The organism is Actinoplanes sp. NBC_00393 (genome assembly GCF_036053395.1).
Classification (GTDB): domain Bacteria; phylum Actinomycetota; class Actinomycetes; order Mycobacteriales; family Micromonosporaceae; genus Actinoplanes.
On record NZ_CP107942.1, the window covers coordinates 1912793 to 1934041 of the forward strand.

The window sequence follows — 21249 nt, forward strand, 5'->3', positions numbered from 1 at the left end:
CCCGGCGGCAGGGTCACGGCCATGACGAACACAGCGATCGCGGTGAGCGGGCTTCGCCGGTCGTACGGCAGCCACCTCGTTCTCGACGGAATCGACCTGCGGGTGCCCGAGGGCTCCGTCTTCGCGCTGCTCGGGCCGAACGGCGCCGGCAAGACCACGACGGTCCAGATCCTGTCCACCCTGATCCGCGCCGACGCCGGCGAGGTCAGCATCTGCGGGCACGACGTGGTCCGCGACGCCGACCGGGTCCGGGCGGTGATCGGGGTGACCGGCCAGTTCTCCGCCGTCGACGACTTCCTGACCGGCGCGGAGAACCTGCGGTTGATGGCCGACCTGCACCACCTGGACCGGGCGACGGGCCGGCGGCGGATCGGAGAGCTGCTCGACCGCTTCGGTCTGGGGGAGGCGGCGGACCGGCCGGCGGTGGCCTACTCGGGCGGCATGCGGCGCAAACTCGACCTCGCGATGGGCCTGCTCGGCGACCCGCGGGTGATCTTCCTGGACGAGCCGACCACCGGCCTCGACCCGCGCAGCCGCCGCGACATGTGGCAGATCGTGCGGGACCTGGTCGGCACCGGGGTCACGGTCCTGCTCACCACCCAGTACCTGGAGGAGGCGGACCAGCTCGCCGACCGGATCGTCCTGCTCGACGCCGGCCGGATCGTCGCCGAGGGCACCCCGGCGGAGCTGAAACGCCTCGTCCCGGGCGGGCACGTCGAGCTGCGGTTCGCGAGCGAGCACGAGCTGGCCGCGGCGGCCGCGGTGCTGGGCGTCGCACCGGATCCGGGCGGGGAGCCGCTGGTGCTGCGGGTGCCGGGTGAGGGGGACGTCCGGTCGCTGAAGCTGCTGCTCGACCGGCTGGAAGCGGCCGCCGTCGAGGTGGACGGGTTGAGTGTGCACACGCCGGACCTGGACGACGTGTTCCTGGCGGTGACGGCATGAGCAGCAGCTATGTGGTGCGGGACTCGGCGACCATGCTGCGCCGGCAGCTGCGGCACATGTCGCGGAATCTGTCGACGGTTCTGCTGCTGCTCGCCGTACCCATCATCTTCCTGCTCCTGTTCGTCTATGTGCTCGGCGGCACCCTCGGTGACGGCCTCAGCGGCGGCGGACGGGCCGCCTACGTCAACTACGTGACCCCCGGCATCCTGCTGATCACGATCGCCGGCGCGGTGCAGGGAACCGCGATCGCGGTGGCGATGGACATGACCACCGGGATCATCGCCCGGTTCCGGACCATGGCGATCGCGCGGGTGTCGGTGCTGACCGGGCACGTGCTCGGCAGCGTCCTGCAGACGTTGCTGCAGCTCACCGTGGTTGTCGGCGTGGCCCTGCTGGTCGGTTTCCGGCCCAGGGCGACAGCCGCCGAGTGGCTGGCGGCCGGCGGACTGCTCACCGCGACGACGTTCGCGCTGGTGTGGCTGGCCGTCGCGATGGGCCTGGCGACGAAGAGCGTGGAGGCGGCGAGCAACCTGCCGATGCCGTTGCTGCTGTTGCCGCTCTTCGGCAGCGGGTTCGTGCCGGCCGACTCGATGCCGGCCGGGCTGCGCTGGTTCGCCGAGCACCAGCCGTTCACGCCGATCATGGAGACGCTGCGCGGTCTCCTTCTGGGCACCCCGGTCAGCGCGAGCGCGCCGGTTGCGCTGGGCTGGTGCGCGGGCATCGCCATTGCGGGGTACGGGTGGGCGAAGTGGCTCTACAACCGGGACCGCACCCGCTGACCCAGCAGGTCGAGTGCCGCCGCACGTAATTCGTCCCCGGTCAGGGTGGCGTAGGACTCGTCCCGCGCCGCCCGGTTCGCCGCCGCCGACATCGTGGGATGGAAGTTGCGCAGGTATCCGAATCGCTCGGCCAGCGCGATCATCCGGGCCGAGGTCTCGGCGGGCCGGTCCGCGGTGGCGACGGCGAGCAGCAGGGTGCCGCACAGGGCCGGCTCGATCACGTGCGGCGGTGGCTGGACCAGCGGATGCTCGAGCAGATGGGTAAGCCTGCCGGGTAGCGCGTCGGCGACATCGGCGACCAGGTCGAGCCGGCCGTGCCGGGCGTGCGCGACGACGGCCACCGCCTGCGCCTCGATCGCCCACGGGTCCGGTCCGGCGCCGGCGACCCGGTCGACGACGCGGCGCCACAGGCGCAGACCCTCGTCGATCTCGCCGCGCGCCAGGCGTACCTCGGCCCGGATGCCCAGGTCGTAGCCGGCGGCCTTGGCCTGGTCGTCGTCGAGCGCGACCGGCGGCAGGCCCTCCAGCCAGCGTTCGGCCTCGACGGTGTCGCCGGCCTGCAGGTTGGCCAGGACCAGCCAGGCCCGGACGCCGCCGGCCTCGGACCAGGCGCCGAGCCGTTCCAGTACGGGCAGCGCCGCGGCCAGGTGCTCGCGGGCGGTGACACCGTCCTCCCGGTGCAGGGACAGCTCGGCGATCCGGCAGTGGGCGAGGGCGCACAGCCAGGGCAGATCACGGAACCGGACAAGCGCCTGCCGGGCCGTCTCGAGGCTTCCTTCGGTCGTCCAGCTGGCCAGCAGGTTCGCCGTGCCGGCCACCAGCGGCTCGGTGCTGTCACAGAGTTTGCGCAGCCTGGCCGGGTCGCCCAGCACCTGGCCGGCCGCCCGCACGGCCGTGTCCGGCGGCGCCTGGCCGAGGCGGCGCAGTGCGACCAGGGCCCGTCCCGGCCGGGGACCTTCGAAACCGAGGGTGAACAGCACGGCCGTGGTCAGCGCGGTCCGGGTGGTCTCGACGAGCTCGGGCGCCGGGCGGTAGTGCGACAGTGGCCGGACGGTCTGCCGGATCAGAGCGGTCAGCTGCGGTCCGTTGGCGTCGAGACTCCACAGGCCGCCGAGCAACGCGGTGACCGCGGCGACGCACGCCCGGTCGTCGCGGGCGAGCGCCAGCCGCAGCGCGTGCGACAGGTTCTCCTGCTCCGCGCGGATCATGGCGACGGTGCCGTAGGGGCCGGCGCCGAACAGGTCCGCGTGGTGGGCGATGCCGAGCGCTGTCGCCCATTTCAGAAAGGCGGCCGTGACCTGGTCCGTTTCGGTCAGCCGGGCGGCGCTGAACTCGCGGACCGTCTCCAGCATCCGCATCCGGGTCCCGGACGGGGTGTCGACCACTTTGAGCAGCGAGTGGTCGGCCAACTGTTCCAGGACCGGCAGCACGTCGCCGCCGACCACGTGCTGCGCGGCGTCGGCGGTGAAGCCGTCCGGGAACACCGACAGGGCGCGCATCGCGGCCCGGCCGGCGGGGTCGAGCAGGTTCCAGCTCCAGTCGACGACGGCGTGCAGGGTGTGGTGCCGCTGCGGGGCGTCCCGGGCGGCGCCGCGCAGCAGGCCGAACCGGTCGTCGAGCCGACGGGCGATCTCCGGCACCGACAGGGTGCGGACCCGGGCAGCGGCCAGCTCCACCGCGAGCGGCAGGCCGTCCAGGTGGCGGCACACCTCCGCCACGGCCGCGTCCGGCAGTTCGGCGCCGGGCCGGGCGGCGCGCGCCCGCTGCCGGAACAGCTGGGCGCTGGTGGCCTGATCCAATTCGGGCAGCTGGTGTACCGACTCCGAGGACAGGCCCAGCGGCATCCGGCTCGTGGTGAGGATTCGCAGCTCGGCGGTGGCCGACACGCAGTCGCGGACCAGGGCGGCCACACCGGCGACGACGTGTTCGCAGTTGTCCAGCACGAGCAGCGACGGGCCGGCGTCCAGCGCGGTCGCCAGGGCCTGCTCGCGTACGCCGAGGGCCGCGGCCACCTCGCCGGCAACGTCGTCGCCGTCGGTGAGGCCGGCGAGCGGCACCACGACGACGGTCCGTGCGGCGGCCCGGCGCGCCACGGCGTTGGCGAGCCGGGTCTTGCCGAGCCCGCCGGGACCAACGATCGAGACCACCCGCGACGTACGCAGTAACGACTCCACCGCGGCCACATCGGCGTCCCGCCCGAGCAGCGGATTCGGTTCGTGCCCGACGCCGTGCCGGAGCGCGGGCGCCGTACCGCGCAGCAGCCGCCGGTGCTCGGCCTGCAGCGCCGTGCCCGGATCGGCGCCCAGCTCGTCGCGCAGCCCCCGCCGGTAGTCGTCGTAGCGGGCCAGCGCGGCGGCCGGCCCGGCCGTCGCCGCCTCGCACCGCAGCAGCTCCACCAGGATCTCCTCGTCGCGCGGGCGGTCGGCGGCCAGCTCAGCGAGGAGGCCCACCGCCTCGGCCGGGCGATCGAGCCGGGCCAGGGCGAGCGCGCGGGCCCGCGCCAGCGCCTGGTAGGCGGTCCGGCGTTCGGCCCGCAGCGCCGCCACCGGATCGCCGGCCGGCTCGGAGGCGGGCGGGGCGGCGTCCCACCGGGCCAGGCCCGCTTCGGCGTGCGCGAGCGCGGCCGCATGATCACCGGCTCGCGACCAGCGAGCCGCCGCCGCGGCCCGGACCAGCACGGCGGCGCAGTCCACCTGATCCTCGGCGAGGGTCAGCCGGTAGCCGCCCGGGGTGCGCGCGATGACGTCGGCGCCGAGCTGGGAGCGGGCCCGGGAGACCAGGATCTGCAGGGCCTTACCCGGGTTCTCCGGTTGCTCGTCCGGCCACAGCCCCTCGACCAGCCGGCCGGTGCCGCAGCCGGTGCGCAGGTCGCCGGCGAGCAGCGCGATGAGACCCTGCAGCCGGGGACCCGCGATCTCCCGGCCCCGGAAAGCCACTCGGGACAGCAGGACGAGGTCGGCGGGCACATCCTCAGCGTATCGATGCCGATTCCGCCGGCGATGTCACAGACGGCCGGGCTGATTTGACTCAGAGCAGTGACAGAGCAGAAAGGGGAACCCGGCATGACGCGAGCTGAGGAGTTCGAACAGTTGCGGCCGCTGCTGTTCTCGATCGCGTACCGGATCCTCGGCAGTGTCAGCGAGGCCGAGGACGCGGTGCAGGAGACGTGGCTCGACTTCCAGGCGTACCCGGCACGGCCCGACTCGGTCAAAGGATTCCTCACCACCGTGGTCACCCGGATCTCGATCAACGTGCTGCGGTCCGCACGCGTCCGGCGCGAGGAGTACGCCGGGCCGTGGCTGCCCGAACCGCTGCTGGCCGACCCGTACGAGGACCCGGAGCGCTCGGCCGAACTGGCCGACTCCATCTCGATGGCCGCCCTGCTGCTCCTGGAACGCCTCAGCCCGCTCGAACGCGCCGTCTTCGTGCTGCGCGAGGTCTTCGGCCTCGACTACCCGGCGATCGCCGCGGCTGTCGGCCGCTCCGAGCCGGCCTGCCGGCAGCTCGCGGTGCGGGCCCGCCGCCACATGGACGCCGGCCGGCCCCGGTTCGAAGCCGACCGCCGGCAACGTGAGCAGCTCGCCGAGCGTTTCTTCGACGCCTTCCGCGAGGGCGACCTGGACGCGCTGCGGGAACTGCTCGCCGCCGACGTGCAGATGACCAGCGACGCCGGCGGCAAGGCGCCCAACCTGCCGAAGCCGATCATCGGCCCGGACCACGTCGCCCGGGTGCTCGCCGCGATCGCCGGCCCGCTGGCCCGGATCGGCGTCACGGTGCGGCCGCACCAGGTGAACGGCCAGCCCGGCGCGGTCGTCCGGGACCGGGAGGACCGGGCGCTCAACGCGCTCGCCCTGGACATCCTCGACGGTCAGATCCAGGCGATCCGCATCATTCAGAACCCCGACAAACTCGCCCATCTGGGCCCGGTGGCGGACGCGTGGACGCTGTCCCGCGAGTTCAATCAGGCCCGCCGCCCGCATCGAACGGAGGATTCGTGACTCTCAACGCCTGGCTCTGGATCGTGGCCGGCCTGCTGGCTGCTGTTCTGCTGATCAGCACCTCGAAGATGGTCGTCCCGCGAGAGAAGATCGCCGCCATGGGCGGGACAGCCGCGCAGTGGGTGCTGGACTTCAGCCCCCGCGCGCTGCGGACCATCGGCACCCTGGAGATCCTGGCAGCGGCCGGCCTGATCCTGCCCCGGCTGCTCGACATCGCCCCGATCATGGTCCCGGTGACAGCCGTCTGCGTCGCCCTGCTCTTCACCGGCGCGGCAACCATGCGCTGGCGCCGCGGCGAACGGGCGACAATCGCCCCCGATCTGGTCTATCTGACGCTGGCCCTGTTCGTGGCCTGGGGGCGGTTCGGTCCCGCCGCCTAGCCCGCCTCTATATTGCCTCGGATGATCATGTTGCGGCAGACCTGGATCCAGGTGGCGGCGCTCCTGCTCGGTACGGCCGTGTTGTGGCTGGTGGTGGGGGTGGCCGGCTCGCTCGGCACCTGGCTGTGGTGGCTGATCGCCGCCGTGCCGATGGCGGCGTTCATCGCCGCGCCGTTCGCCCTGTACTGGATCAGCGCCGGGCGGACCTGGCCGACCTGGGTGGCGTTCCTGCCGGCGCTGGTGCTGCTGATGACCGCGCTGGCGGTGCCGGGCGACTGGTACATGCGTACCGCCGGCACCCCGGCGACCGCCGTCGTCGGCGACGCCACCTGCGCGGAGACCCGCGAGGGCCGCTGCCTCTACAACTACACGCTGCTCGACCGGGACGGGCAGCCGCTGGAGGGCGAGTTCCGCGACACCGTCGAGTACTCGCCGGGCAGCGAGATGCAGGTGGTCACCGACCCGCGTGGTGTGTTCGGACCGCGGCTGGCGATCGACGTGCAGAGCCGGGTCTTCGAAGTCATCACGCTGATCGCCTTCGCCGTCTACGCCCTCGTCGCCGCGGCGGCGGGCATCATCGGCGCCCGCCGGCGGCGTTCGGAGACCGGCTCTCAGGATCTCCAGACCCGTCCCGGGCGGTCCAGGTAGACAGGGCGGTCGGCGTGGTGCAGCAGTTGCAGGCCGGTCGAGCCGAGCAGGGCTCCTCCTCTCTGGTCGTCCGTCGTCAGACGGATCCGTGGAAGGTGCGGGAGATGACGTCGCGCTGCTGCTCGGCGGTGAGCTTGACGAAGTTCACCGCGTAACCGGAGACCCGGATGGTGAGCTGCGGGTAGTTCTCCGGGTGGGCCATCGCGTCCTCGAGGGTGGCCCGGTCCAGGACGTTCACGTTCATGTGGAAACCGCCGCCGGCGGTGTAGCCGTCCAGCACGCCGGCCAGGTTGGTGATCCGCTCGTCGCGGGCGCGGCCGAGGCCGTCCGGGGTCACGGTGATGGTCAGCGAGATCCCGTCGCGGGCGCTGCGGTACGGCAGCTTCGCCACCGACAGCGCGGCGGCGACCATGCCGTGCTTGTCGCGGCCGTTCATCGGGTTGGCGCCGGGCGCGAACGGCTCGCCGGCCCGCCGCCCGTCCGGGGTGTTGCCGGTGTGCTTGCCGTAGACCACGTTCGAGGTGATCGTGAGGACCGAGAGCGAAGGTTCGGCGCCGCGGTACGTGGGCTGCCGCCGGATCTTGTCCATGAAGCGTTCGACCAGGTCCACGGCGATCGCGTCGGCCCGGTCGTCGTTGTTGCCGAACGCCGGGAAGTCGCCGTCCACCGCGTAGTCGACGGCCAGCCCGTTCTCGTCGCGCAGCACCTTCACCTGGGCGTGCCTGATCGCGGACAGGCTGTCCACGGCGACCGAGAGACCGGCGATCCCGGTGGCCAGGAACCGGTGCACCGGGTAGTCGTGCAGCGCCATCTCGATGCGCTCGTAGGCGTACTTGTCGTGCATGTAGTGGATGACATTGAGCGCGTCGACGTAGGTCTCGGCCAGCCAGTCCAGGGTGTGGTCGTACGCGGCGAGGACGGTCTCGTAGTCCAGGACGTCGTCGGTGATCGGCGCGGACGGCGGGGCGACCTGTTCGCCGGTCAGCTCGTCGCGGCCGCCGTTGATCGCGTACAGCAGAGCCTTGGCGACGTTGGCGCGGGCGCCGAAGAACTGCATGTCCTTGCCCACCCGCATCGCCGAGACGCAGCAGGCGATCGCGGTGTCGTCGCTGTACGCCGGCCGGATCAGGTCGTCGTTCTCGTACTGGATCGCGCTGGTGTCCAGCGACACCTGGGCGCAGAACCGCTTGAAGCCCTCCGGCAGCGCGGGCGACCACAGCACGGTCAGGTTCGGTTCCGGCGCCGGGCCCAGGTTGTAGAGGGTCTGCAGGTACCGGAAGCTGGTCCGGGTGACCAGCGGCCGGCCGTCCGCGCCGATGCCGCCGAGCGCCTCGGTGACCCAGGTCGGGTCGCCGGAGAACAGCTGGTCGTACTCGGGCGTGCGCAGGAACCGGATGATCCGCAGCTTGATCACGAAGTCGTCGACCAGCTCCTGCGCACTCTCCTCGGTCAGGGAGCCGTCGGCGAGGTCGCGCTGCAGGTAGATGTCGACGAACGACGAGGTACGCCCGAGGGACATCGCCGCGCCGTTCTGTTCCTTGGTGGCGGCCAGGTACGCGAAGTACAGCCACTGGATCGCCTCGCGGGCGGTAGTGGCCGGGCCGGAGATGTCGTAGCCGTACTTGCTGGCCATCACCTTGAGCTCCCGCAGCGCCTTGATCTGCTCGGCCAGCTCCTCGCGGTCCCGGATCACCTGCTCGGAGGAGAGGCGTACGTCCAGCGAGCTCTTGATTGTTTGGCGTTCGGTGATCAGCCGGTCCACGCCGTAGAGCGCCACCCGCCGGTAGTCGCCGATGATCCGGCCCCGGCCGTACGCGTCCGGCAGCCCGGTGATGATGTGCGAGCGCCGCGCGGCCTTCCCGTCCGCCGGGTAGGCGTCGAAGACACCGTCGTTGTGAGTCTTGCGGTAGGTCGAGAAGATCGCCCGGACGGTGGGGTCGAGCGCGTAGCCGTACGCCTTCAATCCCGCCTCGACCATCCGCAGCCCGCCGGCCGGCATGATCGCGCGGCGCAGCGGCGCGCTGGTCTGCAGCCCGACGATCAGCTCGTGGTCCCGGTCGATGTACCCGGGCTCGTGCGCGGTGATCGTCGACGGGGTGTGGGTGTCGACGTCGTGGATGCCGCGGCGGCGCTCCTCGGCGAACATCCGGGTCAGCTGCCGCCAGATCCGCTCGGTCCGGTGCGTCGGCCCGGCCAGGAACTCCGCGCCGCCCGGATACGTCTCGACGTTGTCCCGGATGAATCCGCTGACGTCGATGCCCTGCTGCCATCCGGTCCCGCGGAAACCGCGCCAGGCCTGGTCTGCTGTGTTCGCCATGGTCCCTCCTGTCCCTCACCTCCAGCCTTGTCGCCGGAGCACCGGCCGAGCAGGGCCGAAGGTCCCGTCCGGATGCACCGGCCGGGACCTTCGCGAGAGGACTACGGGACGAGCACCAGCCGGGCGGGCACACGGCTGGCCAGCACGTCCTCGATCGCCTCGTTGATCTTTTCGAGGGGCCGGGTCTCGTAGTAGACCCGGGTCCGGCCGGCGGCGTGCAGCCGGAACACCTCGGCCAGGTCGGCGCGGGTGCCCACGATCGAACCGATCACCCGGATGCCCTTGAGGACGGTCTGGAAGATCGGCAGCGACATGGCGTTGTCCTTCGGCAGCGAGACCAGCACCAGCCGGCCGCCGCGGCGCAGGCTGGCGTGCGCCTGTTCGAGGACCGTCGGATGGGCGGCGAGCACGATCGCGACGTCGGCGCCGCCGAGGGCATCGATCGCGGCGACCGGGTCGCTGGTGGCGGCGTTGACCACATGGGCCGCGCCGAGCTGCTTGGCCAGCGTGAGTTTCTCCTCGGTGACGTCCACCGCGATTGTCTCGCCGCCGGGCCGCCGGGACCTCAGCTGGAGAGCCACTCGAGGTAGCTGGTCTTGGTCAGGTCGGCGCCCGGCGGGGCGGTCAGCACGTCGCCCTTGACCGCGGCGAACAGGCCGGCGGTGTTGTCGGTGATCACTGTGCGGCGGTCACCGCGGGTGGCCAGGGCGATCTTGCCGAGGTCGTCGACGCCGATGACCTGCGGGCCGGCCACGTTGCGCACGCCCAGCAGCGGCTCGCCGACGCTGACCTCGGCGACCGCCGCGGCGACGTCGGCCGCGGCCATCGGCTGCACCGGCGTGGCGGGCAGGCGGACCGTGTTCTCGTCGGCGTTCCAGGTCATCACCGAGTCGAAGAACTCGAAGAACTGGGTGGCCCGGACGATCGAGTACGGGATCGGGCCGGCCTTCAGGATCTCCTCCTGCAGCACCTTGGCGCGGTAGTAGTCCAGGTCGGGCACCTGGTCGACACCGACGATGGACAGGATCACCGCGTGCCGTACGCCCGCCTTCTCCGCGGCCGACAGCAGGTTTCCCATGGTCGTCCGGAAGAACTCGATCGAGGCCTCGTCGAAGGTCGGTGAGTTCGTCAGGTTGACCACTACGTCCGCGCCGGCCAGGGCCTCCGGCAGGCCCTTGCCGCTGATCAGGTCCAGGCCGGTGGAGGGGGAGTGCGGCACCGCCTCGTGGCCGCGCTCGGCCAGCATGCGCACGACCCGCGAGCCGATCAGTCCGGTGCCACCGATGACAGCGATCTTCATGTCTCAACCTCTTCTGTGAGCCGGGGTTTCTGTACGAGTGACCGGGCAGCCCGAAGTTTTGTGACGCGGGCCTGTCACAGATCCGCGAGCTGCCCGGTCCTGACTGGCAACGGGACGGCACCGGCCGCCCAGCGTTCAGGAGGTTGTCATGAAAGTCGTGGTCATCGGCGGTACCGGTCTGATCGGCTCGAAGCTCGTGGCGCGGCTCGGCGAGCACGGGCACGAAGCGGTCGCGGCGTCGCCGAATACCGGGGTCAACACGCTCACCGGAGAGGGCCTCGCCGAAGTGCTCACCGGCGCCGACGTCGTCGTCGACGTGTCGAACTCGCCGTCCTTCGAGGACGCGGCGGTCCTGGAGTTCTTCGAGACCTCCACCCGCAACCTGCTTGCGGCGGAGGCGGCGGCCGGCGTACGCCACCACGTCGCACTCTCCGTGGTCGGCACCGAGCGGCTGCAGCAGAGCGGCTACTTCCGGGCCAAGGCGGCCCAGGAGGCGCTGATCGCGAAGTCGGAGATCCCGTTCTCGATCGTGCACGCCACCCAGTTCTTCGAGTTCGCGAAGAGCATGGTCGCGGCGGCCACCGAGGGCGACCAGGTGCGGTTCGCGCCGGTCGACTTCCAGCCGATCGCCGGCGACGACGTGGCACAGGCCGTCGGCCGGATCTCGGTGGGCGCCCCGGTCAACGGGATCGTCGAGGTCGCCGGGCCGGAGAAGTACCGGATGGACGAGTTCTTCCGGGCCGGGCTCGCCAAGATCGGTGACCCGCGTGCGGTGGTGACCGACCCGTCCGCCAAGTACTTCGGCGCGGACCTGTCCGAGTCGACCCTGGTGCCGGGCGACGGCGCTCTTCTCGGCTCCACGACGTACGCCGCCTTCAAGGCCGCTCAGTAGCTTTCCTCCCGGCCTCGCCCGCCCGCTGTGCCCCCGGAGGGCGGGCGAGGCACCTACCTCTGGAGCACCTATGAGTTACGGGCGCATGTTCCCGGGTGTCGGATCCGCTGAGCACCCGTCCGCATCTGCTGACGAACGCCGGCAACACCGGCGGAATCTGTGACGGCGCCTTCGACGACGACGCCACCGAGGCGGCCGGATGGCCGTTCTTCGGCCAGCTGATCGCCCATGACATCACCGCCGACCGGTCGCCGATCACCGGCGCGGACACGCTGCGCAACGCCCGCCGGCCCCGGCTGGACCTGGAGATGCTCTACGGCGACGGCCCGATCGGCTCGCCCTTCCTGTACGACGTCACCGCCCCCGGGAAGTTCCTGCTCAGCGCCGACGGCGCCGACGTGCCGCGGAACTCGCAGGGCGTCGCCCTGATCGGCGACCCGCGCAACGACTCGCACTTGTTCGCGCTGAGCCTGCACGTCGCTCTGCTCCGCGCGCACAACCGCATCGTCGACCTGGTCGGCGCCGACCGCGCCCGGACCACGCTGACCTGGCACTACCAGTGGATCGTGGTGCACGACTTCCTGCCCCGGCTGGTCGGCGCACCGCTGGTCGGGCAGGTGCTCGCCGACGGCCGCACCTGGGACACCGTCCCGCTCGAGTTCGCCCACGCGGCCTTCCGCTACGGGCACGGGCAGATCCGGGACTCGTACCGGCTCGTCCCCGGCGGACCGCTGGTGCCGCTGCTCCCGGACCTCGTCGGGTTCCGCCCGCTGCCCGCGGACCTGCGCCTGGACCTTACGCAGATCTTCGACGTGCCGGGCCGTCCGCCCGCGCAACGGGCCAAACGCCTCGACGGGCGGCTTCCGAGAGGCCTGATCGCCCTGCCCGAACCGCTCACCGGCCCGGTCGCGTCACCGTCCCACCGCTCGCTGGCGGTCCGTGACCTGCTGCGCGGCGAAACCACCGGGCTGCCCAGCGGCGAGACGGTCGCCCACGCGATCGGCGTAGAGCCCCTGACCGCCGACGAGCTGGAGAAGAGCTGGCCGGACGGCACCCCGCTGTGGTTCTACATCCTCAAGGAGGCCGAGCACCGCGGCGGCGGCGACCGGCTCGGTCCGGTCGGTGGGCGGATCGTGGCGGAGGTCCTGGTCGGGCTGCTGCTGGCCGATCCGTCCAGCTATCTGAGCCGGGAGCCGTCCTGGGAGCCGACACTGCCCGCGGCCGGTTCGGCGTACGGGCTGGTGGACCTGCTCATGCTGGGCGCTCCGGGGCGAACCAGCAGCACGACGGCGAACGCCACCAGCCAGACGCTCCACAGCACGTAACCGGCGAAATTCGCGGTGTCCACGATCGGCAGGCCCAGTGGCGTCAGCACACCGGCGAGGATCAGCAGCGCGGAGACCGTACCCGCCACGCGGAACCAGCGGCCGGCGAACTCGCGTCCCAGGGCGGCCAGCACCAGCAGCGTCCAGGCGGCGGTCAGCAGATAGCCGAACGTCTCACCGACCAGATTGCCGAGCAGCCGGTGCGCGGTCTCGAACGAGTCGCGGGCGGCGGCGGCAACCGCCGGGTCGGGGCTCGTCGCGTCTGACGCGTACCCCGGCACCAGCACCGGCCAGCGCGCCAGGCCCACCACCTGGACCGCGGCCGCGGCGATGCCGACCGGAACCGCCCATCGCATCGCACGGCCGGCCGCCAGCCGGCCGACGCCGATCGCCACCGGGGCGAACAGGGCGGCGCAGCCGGCCAGGACGATGAACCACCAGGTCACCGCGGTCTGGTCGGCCCGGAACGCGGCAAGGATGTCGTCGGTCGGCTCGGTCAGCACGTCCGGATAGCCGAACACCACGCCGAGCGCGGTGAAGGCCAGATTGGTCAGCACGGCGGCGCTGATCAGCAGCGCGGCGGTCACTCTGCGATTCACGATGGATCCTTTTCGGTACGCGTCACCCACAGCAGCCCGTCCAGTCTCGGTGTGGCCCCTGACGGCACGCTGACGGCGTCCTGCCGGGACATATGCTCGGCTCATGTTGCAGGTGGCGGTGCTGGGCCCGGCGGACCTGCGCCGCGACGGCGTGCGGCTCGCCCTGCCGGCGGGCCGGACCACCGAACTGCTGGTCCGCCTCGCGCTCGACGCCGGAACGCTGGTGCGGACCGACCGCCTCATCGACGACCTGTGGTCCGGGCCGGCTGCCGGGGTGGCCCGCAACACCGGGCAGTCCGTCGGGGTGGCCCGCAACAGCCGGCAGTCCGTCGGGGTGGCCCGCAACACCCTGCAGTCCAAGGTGTCGCAGCTGCGCCGGGCCGTCGGCGACCCGGGCCTGGTGACCGGCGGCCCGGACGGATACCGGTTGAACGTCGACCCGCGGCAGGTCGACGCCCTCGAGGTCCTCCGGCTCGCCGACGAGACGGCGGCGCTTCGCAGCAGCGACGACACGGTCGCCGCGGCAGCGACCGCCGCGGCCGCTCTCGCCAGGTTCACCGGACTTCGGCACGTCTCCGCGGAGGGGCTGTTGCCGTCCGGGGGTGACGGGGACTGGCTCATCGCGTACCGATCCCGGCTCCATGATTGTTGGCTGCGCCTGACCGGGATTCACCTCGCGGCCCGTCTGGATCTCGGCGGCGAGGTGACCGGCGAACTGGAAGTCCTGACTGCGTCGCATCCGCTCCATGAGGCGTTCTGGGTTCTGCTCGTCACCGCGCTGTACCGGGCCGGCCGGCAGGCGGATGCGCTGAGCGCCTACCACCGGGTTTGGGAACGACTCGACCACGAACTCGGCGTCGAACCGGGCCCGGCGCTCCAAGAACTGCACCAGCGGATCCTGCGGCACGACCCCGGGCTGGCCGCACCCCGGCACCGCGGGAATCTGCCCGCGCCGGGCCCGCCCCTGGTCGGCCGGGACAGCGACCTCGCCGACCTCGGCCGGCTTCTCGCCGCCCACCGGCTGGTCACCGTGGTCGGCCCGGCCGGCGTGGGCAAGACCCGGCTGGCGCTGACGGCCGCGGCCCGGCGACGCGATCCGGGCGGCGCCTGGCTGGTACGGCTGGACAGCACCCCGGCCGACGCACCGCTCTGGCCGGCCGTCGGTGAGGCGTTCGGGCTGACCGACGCGGACGAGGCGGCCGTGCTGGACCGTCTCCGCGGCGCCGGCCCGCTGCTCCTGCTCGACAACTGCGAACACCTCGTCGAAGCAGCCGCCGACTTGGCCGAGCGGTTGCCGCACGTGCGCATCCTGGCCACCAGCCGGGCGCCGCTCGGTGTCGACGGGGAAGCCGTGCACCCGCTCGAACCGCTGTCGGCCGCGGACTCCGCCGCGTTGTTCCGGGAACGGGCGTCCCGGCAACGGCCGTCGTTCGAGGCCTCCGACGCCACGGTCACAGCGATCTGCCGTGACCTCGACGGGCTGCCGCTCGCCATCGAGCTCGCCGCGGCCCGCGCCCGGGTGCTCCCCATCGGCGAGATAGCCCGCCGGCTCGACGACCGGTTCACGCTGCTCGCCGACCCGAACAGCCGGCGTCCGGCCCGTTTGCGGACCCTGCGAGCCGCCATCGCCTGGAGTTACGACCTGCTCTCGCCCACCGACCGGGCCGGGCTGTGGGCGCTGAGCTGCTTCTCCGGCAGCGCGCCGCTCGACGCTGTCGAAGAGGTGCTGCAGGCCCTCGACGTCCCACCGGCCACCGCACCCGACGTCATCGGCCGGCTCGTCGACCATTCCATGGTGGCCGTCGACACCGGGCCCGGCGACATGGTCCGGTACCGCCTGCTGGACAGCGTCCGCGACTTCAGCCGGGAGGAACTGGCGGCGACCACGCGATCCGGGACGGCGTACGCGGCTCACGCCGCATGGTTCGCCGCCGCTGCGGACCGTGCCCGGGCGGGTCTGCACAGCCACGGCCAAGCCACACACCTGAGGCTGGCCCGCGTCGAACGGGCCAACATCGAAGCTGCCCTGACCTGGGCCGGCGTGCACGACCCCGGGCTCGGCCTGCGGATCACCAACGGTTTCGGCTGGGCCTGGATCATGCTGGGCGCCGGGGCGGAAGCGGCCCGCCGCAGCCGGGCCGCGCTCACCGCCGCCGGACCGCAGGCCCCGGTACCCCAACGGGTCACGGCCCTGCTGTTCACCGGCTGGTTCGAGGCGGCCGGCGGCGACCTGGAACAGGCCGCCGCCGACGTGGACGAGGCCTGCGCTCTCGCCGGCGACGAGGAGTTGCGGGCCCGCGGTCAGCTCTTCCGCGCTTTCGTGCACACCCAGGCCGGCAGGCCGGAAGCCGCTCTCGCCGCGCTGCGGACCCACCGCGACGTCCTGCACGGCTGGGAACAAGGGGCGGCCTGCCTGCTCACCGCGTGGTCCGAGATCGCGCTGGGCCGTGTGGACCGGGGTCGGACGGCCTGCGACGAGGCCATCCAGGTGCTCACCCGGCACGGCGACGCCTGGGCGCTGTGTCACGCGGAAGCCATCCTGGGCGGCCTCGCCCAGGCCCGGCACAGGTTCACCGATGCCACCGTCCACCTGCGCCGGGCCGCCGCGGCGGCGCACGAGCTCGGCTTCGCCGCCGCGGAAGCGCTGCACCTGGCCAATCTCGGGCGCGCCCACCAGCAGGCCGGCGACGGCGATACTGCCGCGAGCACCCTGGCGGCCGCCGTGGAGACCGCGCTTACGGTCGGTGACCTCCGGACGGTTGCGCTGGCCCGGGTACGCCTCGCCCGCGTCCTGCGCGCGCAGGGCCGAGATGCCGAGGCTCACGCCGAAGTGTCGGCCGCCCGCGACTGGTTCCTGTCGGCCGGCGGCGGCGACGGCGCGCTGCTCGCCCAACACCTGGCCGCAGCCCTCGCCGGTTCCCCTCCAGAACCCGCCGCATCGGACCAGTCCGGGCCGTTCCCCTCTTTGACCGAAGTGCTCGGCGCGGCCGCCGCCGCAGGCGATCGGGAGGTCGAGTTGCTCACCCTCGACCTGCTCGCCGCCCGGTACGCGGAGATCGGCGATCACACCGCCGCGCGTGACTTCCTCGGCCGGGCAGACCAGCTTCTCCCCGCCGTGCGGCATCTGCTCACGGATGGTGACCGCATCGACGCCGCACGGGCGAGAACCCACCTCGCCGGCACAGCCTGACGGCGTGCCGTGCCCGCGGCCACCGCTGCCGCTGGCATTGCGGCCGCGGCTGCTGCTGGCGTTGCGGCCGCGGCTGCTGCTGGCGTTGCGGCCACGGGCTGCCGCTGGCATTGCGGCCACGGGCTGCCGCTGGCATTGCGGCCGCGGCTGCCGCCGGCGTTTGTCCCGGCCCGGTACGTTCGCTCCCTGGCACCACCCCTGAGCCGATTCCTGGTAGATGCCCGATCGACGGTCAGTGCCGGTCCGCCGGGCAGGGCTTGCCCACACTGACGGTGGCGCGTTCCTCTCGGCCGTTCGCCCGCACGAGCAGCGGCACGCACATCGGCGTGCGCACCGTGTAACCGCCGGCGAAGGCCAGCCAGCCGGCAGCCTGCGGGCAGGCGGGAACCCGGATCGTCGTCCCTTCCGGGCCGGGACTGCCCCAGCCGATCCGGGCGTCGTCGGCCGCCTCCGGCGCTACCACGAGCTCGACCGCGGTACCGGCGCGCAGGACCAAGCCGTGCTTCGCGAAGTGCCAGCCCGGCTCACCGGCGTCGTGCACTTCCAGAACGCGGCTGGGCAGCACGACCGCGCCGAGGACCAGCCGATACCCGTCGCCGTCCGGGTCGGGCGAGGCGCCGCCGATGCTGTGCGTGCAGGCGACGGCCGACGGATCCAGCGACGGGCCCGCCGGCGTCGAGTTCGCCGAGTCGGTGGCCGACAGCGCCGGTGCTGGGCTCACCGAATCCATGCCTGGCGGCTTTGTGTCAGCGCTGCACCCGGTCAGCAGCGCGGCGACGAGCATTGCCGCGGTGAGAGCATGACGGTCCACGGAGTGAAGACACCGCGGCGGCCCGATCAGGTTCCCCCGGCGGTCGATGGGAAGAGCCCGGCGGGTGGCAGCACCCGGTCAGGGGTGACGTGCGAGTAGTCACGAGCCTGCGCGACCAGGCCCGCAGCGTCGAAGCGCAGCACCGTGCAGCCGGTGATGGTGAGCGGCTTGTCCTGCGGATAGGTCACCGCCCAATACTCGACCGCTGCCGTGTCGCCGTCGACGCGTGGCTCACCGAACCAGACCTCGGCCGGCCGGGTCTCCTCGTCGAAACACTCCCGCAGGTAGGCCCGCAGCCCGTCGCGTCCCCTGAAGGGCCGGAACATCGAAGCCCAGTGATCGCCGTTCTCGGCCTGCAGGGCGGCGATCGCCTCGACGTCCCTTGCCGGCCAGCTCCGCGCCCATACCTGGGCCCAGCGCTCTGCCGCCTCCCGCGTATCCATCGAACAACCCCTTCCCCCGGATTCCGAGACCTTCCTACCACCGGCCTATGACATTTTCCGGCGCCGGGAGGGGATGCGGCGAAGCAGGGAAGCGGGGTCGTGAGGCGCCGCAGCTACAGGCGGCGGGCTGCGGGTGGAACAGGGGCGGCGGGAGGCTGGGTCTCGGCGTCGGGTCAGGGGGTGGGTTCGGCGGCGCGGTCGGCTGCGGCCTGGATGGCGGCTGCGGCTTCGTCGGCTCGGGTGGTGCGGTTGGTCCACTTGGCGGCGTTCGACTTCTGCAGCGCCCAGGCGGTCACCGAACCGCCGGAGTGGCGGCGGATGGTCAGGCCGGAGTAGCCGGCGCCGGCGCTCTCGACGTCGGAGAGGGGGATGCGGCGGACGCCCCAGGGGTTGCGGACGACGACCTCGGTGTCGGTCAGGATCACGGCCGGCCAGACCACGGCCAGCCAGGTCACGACGCCGAGGGCGACCAGGACGAGGATTCCCTTGACCTGGTCACCGTCGGCGAAGGCGATGAACACGAAGACGGCGACGACCGCGAGCATGGTCAATCGGCCGGCCAGGGAGACGGTCCAGACGCGGGGCGCACTCATGGGCACATTCGATCATGCGGGGTTTGACCTCCGGTGTGCGGCTGACCCAGAGTGGGTGCGTGAGACGGGCGATGGCCGCGCTGACCGTCGCGGCGTACCTGACCCTGGTCGTCGACGTGATCGGGGACAACCGGGAACCGGTCTCGCTGCTTCCGGCGACCGCTTTTCTGCTGCTGGCCACCTGGGGATTCGCATGGGTGCAGCGCCGGGGTGAACGCCGCAGCGCGTACGCGTACATCGTGGTGTTGTTCTTGATGGGTTTCGGGGTTTTCGTGGTCTCGGCCGCATCGCTCGGCGCCACCCTGATGCTGGTCGTGCTGGTCAGCCAGACGGTGATCCTGCTGCCGCTGCCGGCGGTGGCCGTGGTGATTCTGCTGCTGCCGCTGTTCCATGCCGGGATGGCCCTCGACGAAGGGCTGCGGGAGGCGCTCGGGCTGGTGGCGGCGGCGGTGTTCGCGGCCGTGGTGACCCGGCTGCTGATGCGCGAGCAGCAGGCGCGGGCCGAGCTGGCCGAGGCGAACGCCCGGCTGCGGGAGTACGCGGTGCAGGTGGAAGGCCTGGCCACGGTGCAGGAACGCAACCGGGTGGCGCGCGACATCCACGACGGGCTCGGGCACGCGCTGACCGTCGTACAGATGCAGATCAAGGCGGCCCGCGCGCTGCTCGGGCCGCAGCCCGACCGCGCCGACCAGATGCTCGCCAAGGCTCAGGGCCAGGCCGAGGAAGCCCTGCGTGAGGTACGGCGTTCGGTCGGCGCCCTGCGCGAGGCGCGCCCGGCCGTCCCGCTGCCCGAGGCGTTGCGGGCTCTCGCCGAGGAGACGTCGGCCGCCGGTGTGCCGACCGAGGTCGATGTCACCGGCAGTTCCCGGACGCTGCTCGCCGAGGCCGAGGAGTCGCTGTTCCGGGCAGCCCAGGAGGGGCTGACCAACGTGCGCAAACATGCCGGGGCGACGCGAGCTTCGCTGGTGCTCGACTATTCGGAGGCGTCCGCGGTGTGCCTCGAGGTGCGCGACGACGGCGCCGGCGCCGGTTCGGGGGAGGGTTTCGGCCTGCTCGGGCTGCGGGAGCGGGCCACCCACGTCGGCGGCCGGATGTCGTTCGAATCGGTGCCGGGTGGCGGGTCCACCCTGCGGATGGAGGTGCCCGGGTGACCGTGCGTGTGCTGCTCGTCGACGACCAGGCGCTGTTCCGCGAGGCCCTCGGGGTGCTGCTCGGGGTGAGCAGCGAGCTGACCGTGGTCGGGGAGGCGGCGAACGGGGCGGAGGCCGTCGACCGGGTCGCCGAACTGCGGCCGGACGTGGTGCTGATGGACCTGCGCATGCCGGTGCTGGACGGGGTGGCGGCCACCCGGCGGATCCGGGAGGGCTATCCGGCGACCCGGGTGATCGCGCTGACCACGTTCGACGACGACGAGGACGTGTTCGCGGCGCTGCGGGCCGGGGCGGTCGGCTATCTGCTGAAGGACGTGTCGTCGGAGCGGCTGGTCGAGGCGGTGCGGGCGGCGGTCCGGGACGAGTCGGTGCTGCACCCGTCGGTGGCGGCCAAACTCGTCGCCCGGGTGGCCCAGCTGCCACCGGCGAAACCGCTGGTGGATCCGCTGTCGGAGCGGGAGCTGGAGGTGCTGCGGCTGCTGGCGCAGGGCAACAGCAACCGGGAGATCGCCGCCGCGCTGTTCCTGGCCGAGGGCACGGTCAAGAACCACGTCACCAACGTGCTCGGCAAACTCGGTGTGCGGGACCGGACCCAGGCCGCGCTGCACGCCCGCTCGCTCGGCCTGCTGTGACCATGACCCGGACCATGACCTCCGGCACCTGACCGGCACGGCGGGTGCTCGCGACCATCGACGGCATGACTTTTCTTCGATTCGCCGGTCACTACCTCGAGATGGTCGTCGCGATGTTCGTGGGCATGTTCGCCCTCGCGCCGCTGTGGAACATGGCGTGGCCGGGTCTCGACGAGCATCCCGCGGCGCACTCCATGGTGATGGCCACCAACATGGCGATCGGCATGGCCGTGTGGATGCGGATCCGCAGACACGGGTGGGCGCACATCATCGAGATGTGCGCCGCGATGTACGTCCCGTTCGTGGTGCTGCTCGTCCCGTACTGGATGGGGTTGATCTCCGGAGACACCCTGATGAATCTCGGGCACATCCTGATGTTCCCGGCGATGCTGCTGCCTCAGCTCAGGCGGGCCCGCTGGATGACCCGCACCCCGACCACCGCGAGCGGCGCGAAGAGCGCGGTAAAGACCAGCCCATAGATCAAGGTCAGGCTGACCGGTACGGTGAACATGCCGATCAGTGCCGCGAGGTAGACCCCGGTTGCCCACCAGCCGAGCACGCCGGCCCGGGCCAGCCCGATGTAGAGCAGCAGCAGGCCGAGGAAGCCGAGCATGGCCACGTCCCGCCAGGGGCTGAGCAGCGCGCTGGCGTCCACGGCGTCGGAGATCTTGACGGCGACGTCGATGGGGACCTGGTTGCCGAGCTCCATGCGCCACCAGTCGTCCTTCAGCGCGCCGGAGATGTTCAGCATGGTGAGCACCGCGGTGAACATGCCGGTCAGGCTGAGCACGCGGCCGCGGGAGCCGCGGACCAGCAACGGTACGACCAGCAGGCCCACGCCCGTCAGCATGTTGGAGTAGTGCAGGAGCATGGCGGACACCTGGGTCATCGTGTCGTCGCGGGTCAGTGACTCGATGTAGTCGGCGGTGCCGGGCCCGTCCTGGGACGGGCTGGTGAGCATGCCGGCGAAGGTGAGGGCCGGGCCGGTGATCAGCAGGGTGCCGGCGACGCGGTAGAGCAGAGTGCGAGTGCGGTCGTCCTTGCTCTCGGTGGTCGTGGCGGCCTGGCTGGCGATGATCGTGTTCGTCATGCCGAGAAGACTGCCGCCGGGGGTGGGGCCGGCGAGTCCGCCATCGCGCACCGATCGCCTCCGTCTTTCTGCTGCTGTCAGGGTCCGTCTTTCGGCGGACCCTTCTTGCTGCGACCGGGCTCCGTCTTTTGGCGGACTCGGTGGCTGCTGCCCTGCTCG

At 72.1% G+C, this 21249-nt stretch carries 19 protein-coding genes; 11 read left to right on the forward strand and 8 right to left on the reverse strand.

All coding sequences use genetic code 11. The features are described 5' to 3' along the window. Nucleotides 1-21 precede the first annotated feature (21 nt). Both OHA21_RS08700 and OHA21_RS08705 read left to right on the forward strand, forming a co-directional pair. The gene (locus OHA21_RS08700) at nucleotides 22-942 is read left to right on the forward strand and encodes an ABC transporter ATP-binding protein (RefSeq protein ID WP_328472001.1); all 921 of its coding nucleotides are present in this window, start codon (nucleotides 22-24) and stop codon (nucleotides 940-942) included. Further along, a complete protein-coding gene (locus tag OHA21_RS08705) occupies nucleotides 939-1721 on the forward strand; it encodes an ABC transporter permease (protein WP_328472003.1) in 783 nt (260 codons plus the stop codon). Before OHA21_RS08700 ends, OHA21_RS08705 begins: the two co-directional genes overlap by 4 nt. Here OHA21_RS08705 and OHA21_RS08710 read toward each other — a convergent pair. Beyond that, the gene (locus OHA21_RS08710; RefSeq protein ID WP_328472005.1) at nucleotides 1697-4687 is read right to left on the reverse strand and encodes an AfsR/SARP family transcriptional regulator; all 2991 of its coding nucleotides are present in this window, start codon (nucleotides 4685-4687) and stop codon (nucleotides 1697-1699) included. The genes OHA21_RS08705 and OHA21_RS08710 overlap by 25 nt on opposite strands. 96 nt (nucleotides 4688-4783) lie before the next feature. On the opposite strand from OHA21_RS08710, the gene OHA21_RS08715 reads away from it, so the two are divergent. Genes OHA21_RS08715 through OHA21_RS08725 form a run of 3 tightly spaced genes read left to right on the forward strand, consistent with a single transcriptional unit; the run spans nucleotide 4784 to nucleotide 6747 of the window. Further along, a complete protein-coding gene (locus OHA21_RS08715) occupies nucleotides 4784-5719 on the forward strand; it encodes an RNA polymerase sigma-70 factor (RefSeq protein ID WP_328472007.1) in 936 nt (311 codons plus the stop codon). Next, nucleotides 5716-6099, forward strand: coding sequence for a DoxX family protein (locus tag OHA21_RS08720; protein WP_328472009.1), 384 nt, complete (start codon nucleotides 5716-5718; stop codon nucleotides 6097-6099). Before OHA21_RS08715 ends, OHA21_RS08720 begins: the two co-directional genes overlap by 4 nt. A gap of 21 nt (nucleotides 6100-6120) precedes the next feature. Beyond that, entirely contained in the window at nucleotides 6121-6747 is a 627-nt protein-coding gene (locus OHA21_RS08725; RefSeq protein WP_328472011.1) for a hypothetical protein, read from the forward strand. A gap of 76 nt (nucleotides 6748-6823) precedes the next feature. Here the strand turns inward: OHA21_RS08725 and pflB are convergent, their stop codons facing one another. From pflB to OHA21_RS08740, 3 genes are all read right to left on the reverse strand, one after another. Beyond that, the gene (pflB, locus tag OHA21_RS08730; protein WP_328472013.1) at nucleotides 6824-9064 is read right to left on the reverse strand and encodes a formate C-acetyltransferase; all 2241 of its coding nucleotides are present in this window, start codon (nucleotides 9062-9064) and stop codon (nucleotides 6824-6826) included. Between the two features lie 101 nt (nucleotides 9065-9165). Beyond that, complete coding sequence (locus tag OHA21_RS08735; protein WP_328472015.1) at nucleotides 9166-9645, reverse strand: zinc-binding dehydrogenase; 480 nt, start codon at nucleotides 9643-9645, stop codon at nucleotides 9166-9168. Beyond that, nucleotides 9630-10364, reverse strand: a complete 735-nt coding sequence (locus OHA21_RS08740) for an SDR family oxidoreductase (protein ID WP_328472017.1) — start codon at nucleotides 10362-10364, stop codon at nucleotides 9630-9632. The genes OHA21_RS08735 and OHA21_RS08740 overlap by 16 nt, the downstream gene beginning before the upstream one ends. 148 nt (nucleotides 10365-10512) lie before the next feature. Between OHA21_RS08740 and OHA21_RS08745 the strand changes: the two genes are divergently transcribed. From OHA21_RS08745 to OHA21_RS08760, 3 genes are all read left to right on the forward strand, one after another. Then, nucleotides 10513-11256 (forward strand): SDR family oxidoreductase, encoded by a 744-nt coding sequence (locus OHA21_RS08745; protein WP_328472019.1) that lies wholly within the window; start codon nucleotides 10513-10515, stop codon nucleotides 11254-11256. A 95-nt stretch (nucleotides 11257-11351) separates the two neighbouring features. Next, a complete protein-coding gene (locus tag OHA21_RS08750; RefSeq protein WP_328472021.1) occupies nucleotides 11352-12581 on the forward strand; it encodes a peroxidase family protein in 1230 nt (409 codons plus the stop codon). A gap of 702 nt (nucleotides 12582-13283) precedes the next feature. Beyond that, nucleotides 13284-16370, forward strand: coding sequence for a BTAD domain-containing putative transcriptional regulator (locus tag OHA21_RS08760; RefSeq protein ID WP_328472023.1), 3087 nt, complete (start codon nucleotides 13284-13286; stop codon nucleotides 16368-16370). 232 nt (nucleotides 16371-16602) lie between these two features. On the opposite strand, the gene OHA21_RS08765 is transcribed toward OHA21_RS08760, so the two are convergent. From OHA21_RS08765 to OHA21_RS08775, 3 genes are all read right to left on the reverse strand, one after another. Continuing rightward, entirely contained in the window at nucleotides 16603-17091 is a 489-nt protein-coding gene (locus OHA21_RS08765) for a hypothetical protein (protein ID WP_328472025.1), read from the reverse strand. Between the two features lie 116 nt (nucleotides 17092-17207). Next, nucleotides 17208-17624 (reverse strand): nuclear transport factor 2 family protein, encoded by a 417-nt coding sequence (locus tag OHA21_RS08770; RefSeq protein WP_328472027.1) that lies wholly within the window; start codon nucleotides 17622-17624, stop codon nucleotides 17208-17210. 173 nt (nucleotides 17625-17797) lie between these two features. Beyond that, nucleotides 17798-18217, reverse strand: a complete 420-nt coding sequence (locus tag OHA21_RS08775; protein ID WP_328472029.1) for a PH domain-containing protein — start codon at nucleotides 18215-18217, stop codon at nucleotides 17798-17800. A 59-nt stretch (nucleotides 18218-18276) separates the two neighbouring features. On the opposite strand from OHA21_RS08775, the gene OHA21_RS08780 reads away from it, so the two are divergent. From OHA21_RS08780 to OHA21_RS08790, 3 genes are all read left to right on the forward strand, one after another. Further along, entirely contained in the window at nucleotides 18277-19368 is a 1092-nt protein-coding gene (locus OHA21_RS08780) for a sensor histidine kinase (protein ID WP_328472031.1), read from the forward strand. Further along, nucleotides 19365-20000, forward strand: a complete 636-nt coding sequence (locus tag OHA21_RS08785) for a response regulator transcription factor (protein WP_328472033.1) — start codon at nucleotides 19365-19367, stop codon at nucleotides 19998-20000. The genes OHA21_RS08780 and OHA21_RS08785 overlap by 4 nt, the downstream gene beginning before the upstream one ends. A 65-nt stretch (nucleotides 20001-20065) precedes the next feature. Beyond that, a complete protein-coding gene (locus OHA21_RS08790) occupies nucleotides 20066-20479 on the forward strand; it encodes a hypothetical protein (RefSeq protein ID WP_328472036.1) in 414 nt (137 codons plus the stop codon). Here the strand turns inward: OHA21_RS08790 and OHA21_RS08795 are convergent. After that, nucleotides 20398-21141, reverse strand: a complete 744-nt coding sequence (locus OHA21_RS08795; RefSeq protein WP_328472038.1) for a hypothetical protein — start codon at nucleotides 21139-21141, stop codon at nucleotides 20398-20400. The two genes, OHA21_RS08790 and OHA21_RS08795, sit on opposite strands and share 82 nt — an antisense overlap. Nucleotides 21142-21249 lie beyond the last annotated feature (108 nt).